At 67.6% G+C, this 14,224-nt stretch carries 11 protein-coding genes; 5 read left to right on the top strand and 6 right to left on the bottom strand.

All coding sequences use genetic code 11. From position 1 onward, the window contains the following. Together AC5Y42_RS15480 and AC5Y42_RS15475 are read left to right on the top strand one after the other, a co-directional pair. Positions 1 to 624, top strand: a complete 624-nt coding sequence (locus tag AC5Y42_RS15480) for a precorrin-8X methylmutase (protein ID WP_499899325.1) — start codon at positions 1 to 3, stop codon at positions 622 to 624. Then, on the top strand, positions 621 to 2,081 hold the full coding sequence (locus AC5Y42_RS15475) for a precorrin-2 C(20)-methyltransferase (protein ID WP_499899323.1): 1,461 nt from the start codon (positions 621 to 623) through the stop codon (positions 2,079 to 2,081). The genes AC5Y42_RS15480 and AC5Y42_RS15475 overlap by 4 nt, the downstream gene beginning before the upstream one ends. Positions 2,082 to 2,085: 4 nt before the next feature. Here the strand turns inward: AC5Y42_RS15475 and AC5Y42_RS15470 are convergent, their stop codons facing one another. Continuing rightward, positions 2,086 to 4,704, bottom strand: a complete 2,619-nt coding sequence (locus AC5Y42_RS15470) for a helix-turn-helix transcriptional regulator (RefSeq protein ID WP_499899321.1) — start codon at positions 4,702 to 4,704, stop codon at positions 2,086 to 2,088. Positions 4,705 to 4,867: 163 nt separating this feature from the next. Between AC5Y42_RS15470 and AC5Y42_RS15465 the strand changes: the two genes are divergently transcribed. Further along, positions 4,868 to 6,259 carry an FAD-dependent oxidoreductase gene (locus AC5Y42_RS15465; protein WP_499899319.1) on the top strand — a complete coding sequence of 464 codons (1,392 nt, stop codon included), beginning with the start codon at positions 4,868 to 4,870 and terminating at the stop codon, positions 6,257 to 6,259. A 2-nt stretch (positions 6,260 to 6,261) separates the two neighbouring features. On the opposite strand, the gene AC5Y42_RS15460 is transcribed toward AC5Y42_RS15465, so the two are convergent. The 5 genes from AC5Y42_RS15460 to dprE2 form a co-directional block, all read right to left on the bottom strand. Then, positions 6,262 to 9,432, bottom strand: coding sequence for an AAA family ATPase (locus AC5Y42_RS15460; protein ID WP_499899318.1), 3,171 nt, complete (start codon positions 9,430 to 9,432; stop codon positions 6,262 to 6,264). Positions 9,433 to 9,497: 65 nt separating this feature from the next. Beyond that, positions 9,498 to 10,229: a cobalt-precorrin-6A reductase gene (locus tag AC5Y42_RS15455; RefSeq protein WP_499899316.1), complete on the bottom strand. Its 732-nt coding sequence runs from the start codon at positions 10,227 to 10,229 to the stop codon at positions 9,498 to 9,500. Then, positions 10,229 to 10,984 (bottom strand): precorrin-4 C(11)-methyltransferase, encoded by a 756-nt coding sequence (gene cobM / locus AC5Y42_RS15450; protein ID WP_499899315.1) that lies wholly within the window; start codon positions 10,982 to 10,984, stop codon positions 10,229 to 10,231. The genes AC5Y42_RS15455 and cobM overlap by 1 nt, the downstream gene beginning before the upstream one ends. Further along, the gene (cbiE, locus tag AC5Y42_RS15445; RefSeq protein WP_499899314.1) at positions 10,981 to 12,156 is read right to left on the bottom strand and encodes a precorrin-6y C5,15-methyltransferase (decarboxylating) subunit CbiE; all 1,176 of its coding nucleotides are present in this window, start codon (positions 12,154 to 12,156) and stop codon (positions 10,981 to 10,983) included. The genes cobM and cbiE overlap by 4 nt, the downstream gene beginning before the upstream one ends. Then, positions 12,153 to 12,902 carry a decaprenylphospho-beta-D-erythro-pentofuranosid-2-ulose 2-reductase gene (dprE2, locus tag AC5Y42_RS15440; RefSeq protein WP_499899312.1) on the bottom strand — a complete coding sequence of 250 codons (750 nt, stop codon included), beginning with the start codon at positions 12,900 to 12,902 and terminating at the stop codon, positions 12,153 to 12,155. Before dprE2 ends, cbiE begins: the two co-directional genes overlap by 4 nt. 35 nt (positions 12,903 to 12,937) lie before the next feature. On the opposite strand from dprE2, the gene AC5Y42_RS15435 reads away from it, so the two are divergent. Both AC5Y42_RS15435 and AC5Y42_RS15430 read left to right on the top strand, forming a co-directional pair. Next, positions 12,938 to 13,351: a F420-dependent biliverdin reductase gene (locus tag AC5Y42_RS15435; RefSeq protein ID WP_499899311.1), complete on the top strand. Its 414-nt coding sequence runs from the start codon at positions 12,938 to 12,940 to the stop codon at positions 13,349 to 13,351. A gap of 1 nt (position 13,352) precedes the next feature. After that, positions 13,353 to 14,222 (top strand): NYN domain-containing protein, encoded by an 870-nt coding sequence (locus AC5Y42_RS15430; protein WP_499899310.1) that lies wholly within the window; start codon positions 13,353 to 13,355, stop codon positions 14,220 to 14,222. Positions 14,223 to 14,224 lie beyond the last annotated feature (2 nt).

Below are 14,224 nucleotides of genomic sequence, written 5' to 3'. Positions count from 1 at the left end.
GTGCTGGACTACCTTCGCGACGCCGCCGAGATCTACCGGCAGTCGTTTGCGACCATCCGCGCCGAAGCGGATCTGGCCCGGTTCCCGGCCGACGTCGAGCAGGTGGTGGTGCGGCTGATCCATACCTGCGGCCAGGTCGACCTTCCCGAGCATGTCGCTTACACCGCCGACGTCGTCGCCAGGGCCGGCGCCGCCCTGACGGGCGGTGCTCCGGTGCTGTGCGATTCGTCGATGGTGGCCGCCGGCATCACCCGGGCGCGGCTCCCGGCGAACAACGAGGTGGTGTCGCTGGTGGCCGATCCCCGCGCCGTTGAGTTGGCCGCGCGCCGGAACACCACCCGCTCGGCAGCCGGGGTGGAGCTGTGGGCCGATCAGCTGTCCGGGGCGGTGCTGGCTATCGGCAACGCGCCCACCGCGTTGTTCCGACTGCTCGAACTCCTCGACGGCGGGGCGCCGACGCCGGCCGCGGTCCTCGGTGGGCCGGTGGGATTCGTTGGATCGGCGCAGTCCAAGCAGGAACTCATCGACCGACCGCGCGGAATGTCGTATCTGGTGGTGCAGGGCCGTCGCGGCGGTAGCGCGATGGCCGCCGCCGCCGTCAACGCGATCGCCGGCGCACAATGACCGGCCGCGGGACACTGTTCGGCGTCGGGCTGGGGCCAGGCGACCCGGAGTTGGTGACAGTCAAAGCCGCCCGGGTGATCGGCGACGCGGACGTGGTGGCCTATCACAGCGCCCGCCACGGTCACAGCATCGCCCGTGGTATCGCCGAACCCTATCTGCGGCCCGGTCAAATCGAGGAGCACCTGGTTTATCCGGTCACCACTGAGACCACCGACCATCCCGGCGGCTACGCCGGAGCGCTGGAGGATTTTTACACCGCTGCCACCGAACGCATCGCCGCGCATCTGGACGCCGGCCGCGACGTGGCTCTGCTGGCCGAGGGTGATCCGCTGTTCTACAGCTCCTACATGCATCTGCACACCAGGCTGACGCAGCAGTTCTCCGCGGTGATCGTGCCGGGGGTGACGTCGGTCAGCGCGGCCGCGGCGGCGATCGCAACGCCGCTGGTGGCCGGCGACGAGGTGCTGTCGGTGCTACCCGGCACGTTGCCGGTCGCCGAGCTGGCGCGCCGGCTTTCCGACGCCGACGCCGCCGTGGTGTTGAAGCTGGGCCGATCGTATCCTGCTGTGCGAGAGGCTCTTTCGTTGGCAGGCCAACTCGACGACGCCCTCTACGTAGAGCGCGCGAGTACCGCCCAGCAGCGGGTGCTGCCGGCCGCCGACGTCGACGAGTCCAGCGTGCCCTACTTCTCGTTGGCGATGGTTCCCGGTGCGCGGCAGCGCAGTTCGCGCCCAGGCGGGGTCGCGGTCGTCGGGCTGGGTCCTGGGCACACCGACTGGATGACGCCGGAGTGCCGTCGCGAGCTGGCCGCCGCAACGGATCTGATCGGTTACGACCCGTATCTGCAGCGCATCCCGGTGCGTAACGGTCAGCGCCGTCACCCCAGCGACAACACCGATGAACCGGCGCGGGCGCAGTTGGCGTGTGCGCTGGCCGAGCAGGGACGCGCGGTGGCGGTGGTGTCGTCGGGTGATCCCGGGGTGTTCGCGATGGCGACGGCGGTGCTGGAAGAGGCCAAACAGTGGCCGACCGTGCCGGTACGAGTAATTCCTGCGATGACGGCGGCGCAAGCCGTCGCCAGCCGGGTCGGCGCCCCGCTGGGCCACGACTACGCGGTGATCTCGCTATCCGATCGGCTCAAGCCGTGGGAGGTGATCGCTGCGCGGCTCGCGGCGGCGGCCGCGGCCGATCTGGTGCTGGCCGTGTACAACCCGGCGTCGAAGACCCGGACCTGGCAAGTCGAGGCGATGCGAGATCTGTTGCTCGCACATCGCGAACCGGGCACACCGGTGGTGATCGGTCGCGACGTGTCCGGCCCGGATGAAGAGGTCCGGCTGGTGCGGTTGGCTGACCTCGATCCCAGCGGTGTCGATATGCGTTGCCTGCTGATCGTCGGCTCGTCGCAGACGCAGTGGTACGGCGATCGCGTCTTCACCCCGCGGACTTATCCGGCATAGCTGCTCAAGACTGGGCCAGCCCGCCACGGATGACGGACCCCAGCTCGTCGCGGGTAGTCACGCCGACGCGCTGACAGGCCCGGTAAACGTGTCCCTCGACGGTGCGCACCGACATCATCAGCCGCTCGGCGATCTCGCGGTTGGACAAACCCGCGACCACCAACTCGATCACCTCGCGCTGGCGCCCGCTCAACGGAAGACCCGCCGAGCTGCGCAACGCCGGTGTGCACAGCCCACCGCACTCATCGGACAGCTCGCGTGCCACCGCGGCCGCATACAGGCCGCGCTGGCGCTGCCGGCTGCCGGTGAAGACGGCCGCCGCCTGTGCGGCCGCGTCGGCCGCCGCGGCCCGATCACCGATCGCCCGGTATTCCGACGAGGCCGTGAGCAGGCCTTCTCCGTTACCTGTGAGCAGCGATTCAGTGTGCAGCGCGACGGCATCGGCAAGGCGAAGCGACAATGTCTCAGCCAATTCACGGGCTCGGGCCGCCGCCGATGCATCACCCCATTGGGCCATCGCCTGAAGGCAGGCCAGTTCATGGGTCGGCTGCCCGCGGTCCCGCGCCTCATCGGCTGCCTGGCGTACCGCGGCGATGGCCTCGACCAGATAGCCTTTGGCCGCCAGCGTCCACCCGGTGGCGAGCGCCAGCGCCGTGTGCATGAAACGGTAGTCGCCCGGCACGCAACGCCGGGCTTCGTCGAGCGCTTCTTCGGCAGCCGCCGGCTGGCCCAGTTTGGCGTACGCTTCGGCCAAGCCGAAGCAACTGGCTGGACGTAAACCTGTTGTTGCACCGTGTCTCTCAACTCCCGCACGTGCTTCGCGCAGCAGCCGGACGGCGCTGTGCACGTCACCGCGCATCAAGTCGGCGTGGCCCAACAGGAACGCGAGGTTGGCGTACGCAAGTCCGGGTACCTCTCGAGCCGAGTCGGCGATCCGCGTGGCAGCGTGCAGGCTCTCGTCGATCCGGCCCGTCAATCGGCAGGCGCGGGCATAAACCCCACCGAACCAGAACCGCATCGGCGATGATTCGAACGCGGTGATCACCCGGTCGATGGCCTGTTCGGCGACGACGGTCAGCTCGTCCACCGTGCCGAGAGCGCCCATTGCCATGATCCGCGCAACCGATGCCATCATCGCGTGGAAGTCCGACAATGTCCCGGAAGACAATGCAGCCCTGGCCTTTTCGTCCGCGGCCGCGCAGCGGGCCAACACCACGTCGACGCATGCCTGGACCGCCATGCGTGCATCGCGGTCGGCCGTCGACTCCGCTGCTGCGGCGAGACGTTCGAGTATGTCCGCCGCCTCCGCCGGCCGGCCGAGCATCCACACCAAGTTGGCAGCCCGAATGGTCGACCATCGATGGCTGTCCGCACGACCGCTCTCACAGACGTCCCGCAGGACTTCCTCGGCCTGCTCGCCCCGCCCGAGCAGAACGAGGGTCATCGCACGCATGGTCGCTGCATCGGGCGCGCCGCAGGAGGCCGCCGCCGCGGCGAACCGCTCGGCCGAATCGGGATCCAGGAGCATCATCGCGAAGCGTGCTGCCTCCAGATACAAGTCCGGGTCCGGATCGAGATCGGAGTCGAGGGTGAGCAGAGCGCGCCGCACCGTCGCGCGCATGTCGCGATCGGCTTCCCGGCCCAGCCGTTGCGCTAACCGGCCGCGGACTTTGGACAGATGCATCTCTCCTGCCGTCGCCCGGCGAAGCTCACCGATCAGCGGATGCGCTAACCGGGCCAGCCGCTCGTCACCCACCCGCTCCACGGCCACCAGACGCATCTGTTCGGCCGACTCGAGGTCTCCCCGGCGCACCAGATCACAGAGCACCGGCACACTCAGCGGTTCGCACTGTGAGAGGGTGTCGATCACGCGTGCTACCCCCGCGGTCATCCGGCCCAGCTGGCGGGCCAGCATGTCGCTGAGATTCTGTGACACCGCGACATCGCCGTCCCACATCCATACTCCGGCCAGTTGCCGCATCCGGCCCGCGGCGACTTGGTCGGCGATCAACTGCCGCAAGAACAATGCGTTGCCGCCCGTCAGCCTCCAAAACCGCTCGGCGCTGCGGGCATCGACCGACCCACCGACCGTGGCTTCTATCAGGGCGCGAGTTGCCTCGGCGGACAGCGGTTCCAAATCCAGGCGGGTGAGCAGGCCGTCCTTCCACAACGCCGTCACGGCATCGGGCTCGTCGGCGCCGGTTCGCACGGTCACCACCAACCGCGCGCCCCGAGTCTGCGCCAGTTGATGCACGACATGTGCGGACAACCCGTCAAGCAGGTGCGCGTCGTCGACTCCCACCAACACCCGGCCCCTGCGCTGCTGCGCGACAAAGCTATTGATCAGCCGCCGCACGTTCGGCAACGGCTCTGCGACCGAATCGGTGAGTAGCGCGGTGAATGCACCCAGCGGAAGTGATCGCGCCGATTCGGTGCCGACGATCCAGTTGGTGCGGTCACCGCCCGCCGCCGCGCGGGTCAACACCTCGCGAGCGAGCCGGGTCTTGCCCACCCCGGCGGCTCCAGCGATTATCACGCCGGAGTAGTTGCCAAACCCGCTCAGCGCACGACGAATAACCCCTAGCTCACCGTCCCGGCCGGCCAACGGATCACCGCTGATCACGCGGCGACTATAACCGCGCCCGCGCAGCTCACGAGGCGATTCGGCAGCTATTGCCGCGCGGACCGGATCCAGAAAGTCGAGTAGTCGACTACGCTGTCCGGCTCGTTGCGCCGGCGATGAACATGGTTTGCGTCAGTGACAGCTCGTCGAGAGTGGGTGCGCAATGGCCAAGATCGGGGACCATGCAGTCATCTTGGGCGCGAGCATGGCCGGTCTGCTGGCCGCACGAGCAGTAGCCGAGTTCTACGAGACGGTCACGATAGTCGAGCGCGACACCCTGCCCTACGAGGCCGCCGACCGTCGTGGGGTACCACAGGGACGCCACCTACATGCGCTGCTGGCGAGGGGTGCGCAGGTATTGGATGAGCTGTTCCCTGAGATTCTCGACGAGCTGATCACTGACGGCGCGTCGTACTTCGATGGCTGCGACCTGTCGAAGTTTCATTACAACCTTGGCGGTCACCGAGTCGTCAATGCCGGTTCGGCCGAGGCGACTGCCGTATATCTGACAAGCAGACCGTTCCTGGAGCACCACGTCCGGCAGCGGGTCCGCGCCATCGCCAATGTCAGCCTGCTGGACAATCACGATGTCGTCGAGTTGATGTCAAGGCCGGACTGCACCCGCGTCACCGGCGTCCTCACCGTCAACCGACACAGTAGGCAAGAGTCGATCCTGCCCGCCGATTTGGTCGTCGACGCGACCGGACGCGCGTCGCGCACGCCGCTGTGGCTGGAAAGGCTGGGCTATGCCCGCCCGATCGAAGACCGCGTCGTGGTGCACCTGGCCTATTCCAGTCAGCGACTAACGATGCGGCCCGGCGCTTTGCACGAACTGGGCGTTTTGGTCGGCGTGGTGCCCGGCCGGCCCGCCGGGCTGGGGCTTATCAGTTGTGAGAACGACACCTGGGTGCTGACCGTGATGGGAATGGCGGGCCACCAGCCGCCCTGCGAGCTCTCCGCGATGTGTGCATTCGCCGAAAGGTTCGCACCCCGGCATGTGCTGAATGCAGTACGCGACGCGCACCCCATTGGCGAAGTAGTACGCCACCGTGTCCCGTCGAGCCAGTGGCGCCGGTATGACAAGATGCGGCGATTCCCCAAAGGACTGTTGGTCACCGGGGACGCAGTCTGCAGTTTCAACCCGATCTACGGCCAAGGTATGACGGTGGCCGCGCTGGAAGCCTTAGCCTTACGTGGCTGTTTACGCACGGGGACAAGCGATCTGGCTTGGCGGTTCTTCCGGGCATCGGCGAGGCCGATCCGCCACGCGTGGCAACTGGCCGCCGGTGGCGACCTCGCGTTGCCCGAGATCGACGGCGAACGACCGCGGGCGACGCGAATGTTCAACGGATACGTGGATCGCGTACTGACCGCTGCGGAATTCGACCCGGCCGCGCTGAATCAGTTCATCAAGGTCACTTCGCTCGTCGATCCGCCGAATCGGCTGCTGCGGCCCAACATGCTGTGGCGCGCGGCCTCGGCCAACTATCGCCAGCGGCGGCGCGACGGGCAGGTCAGTGAACCGACGGCGCCGGTCGACAAAGTAGCGGTTTAGCGCTACATGGCCTCGGCCATCGCGATATGGCCTTCAAAGCCAAGCGATGTCGCGATCACGCGGTAGCGATCGACGAAATCTCGATACGTTTGATCGTCGCCCTGTGCCCGCGCGAGCAGCGCTCGCAAGCGCAGCAGCGCCACGTCGTGGAGCACGAACCCGGGTTCGACGGGTGTGGCCGCCAGACGTTCGATCGCGGCCTGGGCTTCGGTCACGTCAGCGTCGGTGCCGCGTTGGAGCAAAGCCTCGGCGAGAGCGATCACTGCTGTTCCGCTATACACCGTTGCGCCGGCGGCGAATCCGAGATTCGCCACAGCGCGGAGGATCTCGATCGCATCGTCATGGTCGCCCGTTCGCACCTTCTCCTTGGCGTTTGCCATATCGATCAGATGGACCGTGTTCGTGATAAACCGGTTCTCTAACAGTGCATCGCGGGCCATTGCGAGTAGCTGGAAGCCATCGCTGCGTTGCCGGCCGTCCGGTTGTGTCAGCGCGAAGCCGCGCAGCATTCGAGCCGCTGTCAGCGCGTAGTCGTCGCCTCGATCTTCAGCCAGTTTCAACGTCTCCGCGGTGTCTTGTAGCAGAGGAGTGTCGGAGCGCAGCAGCCCATGCAGTATTCCGAAGCCATAAATGAAGGGCAGTTCGATCGCCGCGCGACCTCCGGGCTTGATCTCGCGGCACATCGCCGCGGCTTTGTCGATTTCGTTTTTCCAACCCGGCTGTCCCAAACAGGCCAGCGCGACGGCGCGCGCCATCAAGGCCATTATCAGTGGCGTTTCGACGATGAGGTCGCCCATATGCGGATCGCCGTCCGCCAGATCGATCATGTGCTGCGCCATCCGCAGGGCCTCGGTGATTTCGCACACGCTCAGTTTTGGTGTCAGCGCCGTCCACAACAGCGCCACTGTCAGCGTTGGATCACCAATCGACTCGAGCAAGGTTGAGAGTTCCGTGGACAGCTGCGACGCTTTCTGCTGGTGCTCCTCGCCGGCGAGTGCCGCGATGTGCCCGGCCATCCCGATGGCGAGTGACACTTTGTCATCGGCGGCGATGCACATCGTGCGAAGCTCGTCGAATCCGGTGTTGCCGGCACTCCCCCCGGCGCGCCATGCCGTCGCGCACAGCCGGGCTCGTGGCCCGATCCGCATCGCGGTGCGGTCCGGATCGTCGGCGGGCAGCCGGTCCGCAATCTCGCGTGCACGTTGCCAGCTGATCCATGCAGAGCCGATGTCGCGGTACGCCCGCAACCAGGTGCCGGCCCGCATGTGCCAGTCGAACGCCGCATGCAGATCACCGGCAGCCTCCAGGTGCTCGGCAATCAGTGGCCCATTTTCGTCGTTCTGCTCGATGCCCGCGGCCAGTCGACGGTGCAACCCGGCTCGATCCGACCTGAGCTGAGACTCGTAGGCGACCGTTCGGATCAGCGGATGGTGGAATGCATACTCGGCGCGCGGGTTGAACGCGATCTGGTCGAGCAGTCCTGCCGTCACGAGCTCATCAAGAGCCGGATTTGCTTCCAGCCTGGCGAGCAGCTCAGTGTCGAAACGCATCCCGAGGACCGCGGCGGCGTTCAACGTCCGCTTGGCCGGTGCGGCCAGGCGATCAATGCGTGCCGCGATGGCGGCGTGCAGGCTGGCCGGCACGTGCAGTTCCGCCGTGGCATCCACGCACAAATATGCCCCCCGCTCGCCAGAGAGCACCTTTCGGTCAGCGAGGTCACGCACGATCTGGTCGACGAAAAACGGGTTTCCGGCGGCCCGCTCACTAATTTGCTCAGCCAGTACAGCAACCGATGGGTCAGAACCAAGCAGTTGCCCGATCAATGCTGAGGCTTGCGAGTCATCTAGTGGCGCAAGCGCAATCGTCTGCCCGCCCGGTGACCTGCAAAGTGCGCCACGGTACTCCGGGCGGCAAGTGATCAGCACCAACGAGCGCGTCTGCGGAATCACCGCCAGGAAATCAGCCAACATTGATTCGCTGGCCTGGTCAATCCAGTGCGCGTCCTCGATGACATAGACACGCGGCGTCGAGCGCGCCAGCGCGGCTGTGTTCAGTAGCGCCGTCAGCCGTCGCCGGCGAGCGTCAGGCGCGATAGCGGCCTGCTCCGTCGAGGCATCCCGGATACCCAGCAGGTCGTCGAGGAGTAGCAGATCCGCGGCATCGGCATGAGCGAGTTGGTCTCGCACCTGGGCGCGCGCTGCCTCGGGGTCAAGGTCCGCTATCCCCACGACCAGTCGCAGCAATCGTGTCACCGCGTGAAATGGGACGTCGCTGGTATGCGATTCGCAATAAGTCGAAAACACCTGCACACCGCGGCTTTCCGCAATGGAAACCGTCTCGGCGACGATGCGGCTCTTCCCGATGCCGGCCGGACCGACGACTCCAGCCACACAGCCGTGGCCCGTCAGCGACCGATCCAGCATCGCCGTCAGGGCGGCGAGTTCCCACTCTCGGCCCACCAAGGCCAACGCATGCGGACCAATCCGCCCCTGCGTCGCCGCCAACGCCATCAGCGGGCGTGCCGGCACTGGCTCGGCGGCGCCTTTGATGCGCACCAGTTCCGGTTCACCGAGAACAGCGGCATGCTCGACCAGTCGCGCGGTGGTCTCGCTGAGCATCACCCCACCGGGCGGCGCGATCGATTCCATCCGCTGAGCCATCCCGACCTGGTGGCCGATCGCGGTATAACCGGCAGGGCCCGAACCGATCTCGCCCGCGATGACTTCGCCGGAGTTCAGTCCGACTCGCAGTTGCAGGGTGATGTCGTCGTTGGCGTTGACCTCGGCGGCCAGATGCTTGGCTTCTTCTTGCATGTCCAGCGCGGCGGCGCAAGCCCGAAAAGCGTGATCTTCCAAAGACACTGGGGCGCCGAAGATCACCATGATGCCGTCGCCGGTGAACTTGTCCACCGTGCCGCCGTAGCGCTGTGCTGCGGCGGCGGACCGCTTGAACAGTTGCGTCATGATCTCGCGCAGCCGCTCCGCACCGACAGCCGCCGCGATGTCCATCGAATGCACGACGTCGGCGAACAGCACCGTCACCTGCTTGTACTCGGCGGCGGTAACCGATGCGGTGAGCGGCGCCCCGCACTCGTCGCAGAATTTGGCTTCTGCGCGCGCCGTAGTGCCACATGCCGCGCAGGCCAATCCGGCGGTCACGCTGCCGTCGCTCACGCCACCATCGTGACACCGCCTGCCTCCCTACGCTGGGAAAACGCCGGCTGCCCGCGGGCTTGTGATCAGCGTCCTGCTGCCTGCGTCAGCCAGGTCAACGCCTCGTCGACTGTGCCCACCGTCGCCACGCCGGGCGGCAGCAGCGGGCGGGCCACCATCACCACGGGGATGTCCAGCGCGGCGGCGGCGTCCAGTTTGGCCCGCGTCATCTGGCCGCCGCTGTTCTTGGTGACCAGCGCGTCGATGCGATGCTCGCGCAGCAGCGCGTACTCCCCCTCGTAGCGGTACGGACCGCGGGACAACAGCAGGTGGTGGCGGCGGGGCAAGACCTCGGTGTCCGGTGGTGTGACCGCGCGGACGAAAAACCAGGCCTCGCTGCGCGCGAAGGCCGCGGTACCGGATCTGCCGGTGGTGAGGAACACCCGGGAAAACCCCCGGTGGGCAATCACTTCGGCTGCCTCACTATCCGAGGCGACCACGATGGCGTCGCCCGGATCCCAAGCCGGGCGGGCCAGCACGAGATATGGCAGTCCCAACTCGCCGCATACCTGTGCGGCGTGCGCGGTGATGGTCGCCGCGAATGGGTGGGTGGCGTCGACCACGACGTCGATGTGTTCGTCGCGCAGCCAGCCTCGTAGTCCGGCTACACCACCGAACCCGCCGATGCGCACCGCGCCGACCGGCAGCGCCGGGTCCGGCACCCGGCCGGCCAGCGAACTGATGATGTCGACGTCTGGGTGCAACCGGGTGGCCAGCGCGCGCGCCTCGCCGGTGCCGCCGAGCAGCAGCACCCGCATCAGTGCCTAGGCCCTCGGGTACGGCCTGGCGAATACAGGTAGCTGTCGGTGAAGCCCTCCGCGGCCAGCACGTCGCCGACGATGATGACCGCGGTCTTGGTAATCCCCGCCTGGTGCATCTGCCCGGCGATATCGGAAAGTGTGCCGCGCAATACGCTCTGCTGCAGCCAACTGGCGAAAGCCACTACCGCCGTGGGAGTTTCGGGTTGATAGCCGCCGTCCACCAATTGCGGCACGATGGCGTCGATCTGCGCGGCGGCCAAATGCAGCACGAGTGTCCCGCCGGATCGGGCCAGCGTGCCGAGGTCTTCACCCGGCGGCATGGCCGTCGACAAGGTCGCCACCCGGGTCAGGGTCACCGTCTGCGCGACCCCCGGGACGGTGAGCTCACGCCCCAGCGCGGCCGCGGCTGCGGCGAAGGCCGGAACGCCGGGCACGACTTCGTATTCGATGCCCAATGTGTCGAGCCGTCGGCACTGCTCGGCCAACGCGCTGTAGAGCGACGGGTCACCAGAATGCAGCCGGGCTACGTCGCGGCCGGCGGCGGCGGCCTCGGCGATCTCGGCAACGATCTGCTCCAGGGTCAGCGGACCGGTGTCGACGACCCGCGCATCGGGTGGGCAGAGGGCCAGCAGGTCGTCCGGCATGATGGAGCCCGCGTACAGGCAGACCGGGCATTGGCTGAGTAGTCGCTGTCCCCGCACGGTGATCAGATCGGCTGCCCCGGGGCCCGCGCCGATGAAGTACACGGTCATAACTTGGTCACCGCCCATTGGGTGACCGGCAGCTGCGGTCGCCAACCGGTGAAGCCGCCCAGCGGCTCGCCACGATAGTGCTGAAAGCGTTGCAGGGTTCCGCCTAAACGCGAATACAGCTGCGTCAGAACGGCTTCCGACTCAGCGGTGACGGCATTGGCCACGAGCCGTCCGCCGGCGGGCAGGTGGTCGAGGCAGGCCTCGAACATCCCCGGCTGGGTCAGCCCGCCGCCGAGGAACACCGCCGACGGCGTGGCAGCGCCGTCGAAGGCCTGCGGCGCCGCGCCGCGCACATCGACGTCGACGCCGAACGCGGCGGCATTGCGCGCGATGCTGTCGCGACGCGTGTCGTCGCGTTCGAAAGCCACCGCGGGGCAGCCCCGGCCGCTGCGCGCCCACTCCACCGCGATGCTCCCCGAACCCGACCCCACATCCCACAACCGCTCGCCGGGGCGCGGCGCCAACGCGGCCAGTGTCACCGCGCGGATGCTCTGCTTGGTGATCTGACCGTCGTGGGCGAACGTATCCTCGGGCAGCACCGCCGACACCCGGTCGTCGGGTAGATACCGCACCGCGATCACGTTGAGGCCGTCGACATCGTCTGGGGGGGCGGCGGCCCAGTCGCGGGCAGTGCTGTGACGGCACCGCTCCCCTGGGCCGCCGAGCTGTTCGAGCACACTGAACAGCGAATCGCCGCGGCCGTGTTCGGTGAGCAGCCCGGCCAGCGCCAACGGGGTGCCGGCGTCGCGCGACAACACGACCGCGCGCCCGCCACGGCGTACCGCAGTGTGCGGCGCCGCGTTCACCAGGCTGATTACTTCGGTGTCTTGGACGATCCAGCCCATCCGGGCGCACGCCAGCGTCACCGCCGAGACATGCGGCAACACGACAACCTGCTCCGGACCCAGCAGCCGGATCAGGGTGCCGCCGATACCGTGCAGCATCGGGTCGCCGCTGGCCAGCACGTGCACGTCGGTCGACTCGTCGCGCAGACTTTGCAGCGCGGGCAGCAACGGCGACGGCCATTCCCGCTTGTGCGCGGACACCGAGGCGTCGAGCATGTCCAGTTGCCTGCGTGAGCCGTAAATGACTGCGGCGCTGCGCAGTTCGGTCGACGATCGCTCCGACAGGCCGGCCATCCCGTCGGCGCCGATCCCGACGATGACAATCACCGCGGCATCCTTCGCCAGGCGAACTGCGGTAACAATCGCATCACCACCGACGCCGGACGCAAGGCCCGTGGAATCCACACTGTGCGCCGCCCCTTGGCCAGTGCCCGCGCCGTCGCGGCGGCCACGTGCGCCGGAGTGCTGGGCAGCGGCGCCGGCGGCATGCCTTCGGTCATCCGGCCGACGACGAATCCCGGCCGCACGATCAGCACCCGCACCCCGGTGCCGTGCAGCGCATCGGCCAGTCCGCTGGCGAAGCCGTCCAGACCGGCCTTGGCCGAGCCGTAGACGTAGTTGGCGCGACGCACCCGCACCCCGGCGATCGAGGAGAACACCACCAGCGAGCCCCGCCCGGCGGTGCGCATGGCCGCCGCCAAATGGGTGAGCAGGCTGACCTGCGCGACGTAGTCCGTGTGGACGACAGCTACCGCGTGCGCGGCGTCGGTCTCGGCGCGAGTTTGATCGCCGAGGATCCCGAACGCCAGCACCGCGGTCTCGATCGGCCCGTGATCAGCGATGATCGAGTCCACCAGCGCGCCGTGCGAAGCCAGGTCGTCGGCGTCGAACTCGCAGGTGTGCACGGCCACCGCCCCGGCCGCCCGGATCATCGACACCTGCTCGCCGAGCCGGTCGGCCTGGCGCGCCGCCAGCACCACCGTGGCTCCGGGAGCCAGCCGCAGCGCCAGTTCGGTGCCGATCTCGCTTCGACCGCCCAGAATCAGCACCGTCCCGGCATCCGTGTCGCCCACGGCTGCGATTATCGCCTGCGATAACGTGAGCGGTGATGGCGAATACCACCACCCGGCTCACCACCGACGCGCTGGCGTTCCTCACCGAGCGCCATTTGGCCATGTTGACCACCCTGCGCGCGGACAATTCCCCGCATGTGGTGGCGGTGGGCTTCACCTTCGACCCCAAGACCCATATCGCACGAGTGATCACCAGCGGCGGCTCGCAGAAAGCGGTCAACGCCGAGCGCGGCGGGGTCGCTGTGCTCAGCCAGGTCGACGGCGCCCGCTGGCTGTCCTTGGAGGGCCGGGCCAGTGTGAACAGCGGTGCCGACGCCGTGCGCGATGCCGAACTGCGCTATGCGCAGCGGTACCGCACCCCGCGCGAAAACCCGCGACGGGTGGTCATCGAGGTGCAAGTGGAGCGGGTGCTGGGATCGTCGGATCTGCTCGACCGCGGCAAGGGCTGATTTGACGGAACCCGCTGCGGACCGCGTCGCGGTGTACCTCGACTTCGACAACATCGTGATGTCGCGGTATGACCAGGTTTACGGCCGCAACTCGTTCCAGCGCGACAAGGCACGCGGCTTCGACAAAGAGCCCGAGCGGTTGGTGAACGCCGCCGTCGATGTCGGTGCCATCATCGATTTCGCCTCGTCGTTTGGAACGCTGGTGCTGACCAGGGCCTACGCCGACTGGTCAGCCGACGTCAACGCCGGCTACCGTGACCAATTGGTGGGCCGCGCAGTCGATTTGGTGCAGCTGTTTCCCGCAGCTGCGTACGGCAAGAACGGGGCCGATATCCGGCTTGCGGTCGACGCGGTCGAAGACATGTTCCGGTTGCCCGACCTGACCCACGTCGTCATCGTCGCGGGCGACTCGGACTACATCGCGCTGGCCCAGCGGTGTAAGCGGCTGGGCCGCTACGTCGTCGGTATCGGTGTGGCCGGTTCGACCAGCCGGTCGCTCACTGCGGCCTGCGACGATTTTGTCAGCTACGACGCTCTGCCCGGCGTTTCCAGCCCTGAGGACGCCGCGCCGAAGAAACGACCCCGACGCACGAAGACCCAGGAGGCCGACGAGGAGCCGCAGCCGCCCGACGCCCAGGCCGCGGCCACCGGCTTGCTGGCGCGGGCGCTGCGGATCGGACACGAGAAGGACGACGCGGAGTGGCTGCACAACTCGGCGGTCAAGGCGCAAATGAAGCGGATGGACCCGTCGTTCAGTGAAAAGTCGCTGGGATTCCGCTCATTCAGCGACTTTCTGCGTTCGCGCAGCGAATTGGTAGAGCTGGACGAGAGCAGCACGACGCGGATGGTCCGGCTGCGCGCCGAGACCTAGCC

Source organism: Mycobacterium sp. NGS48, from assembly GCF_059812585.1.
This window is presented reverse-complemented; position numbering and strand designations above follow the sequence as displayed.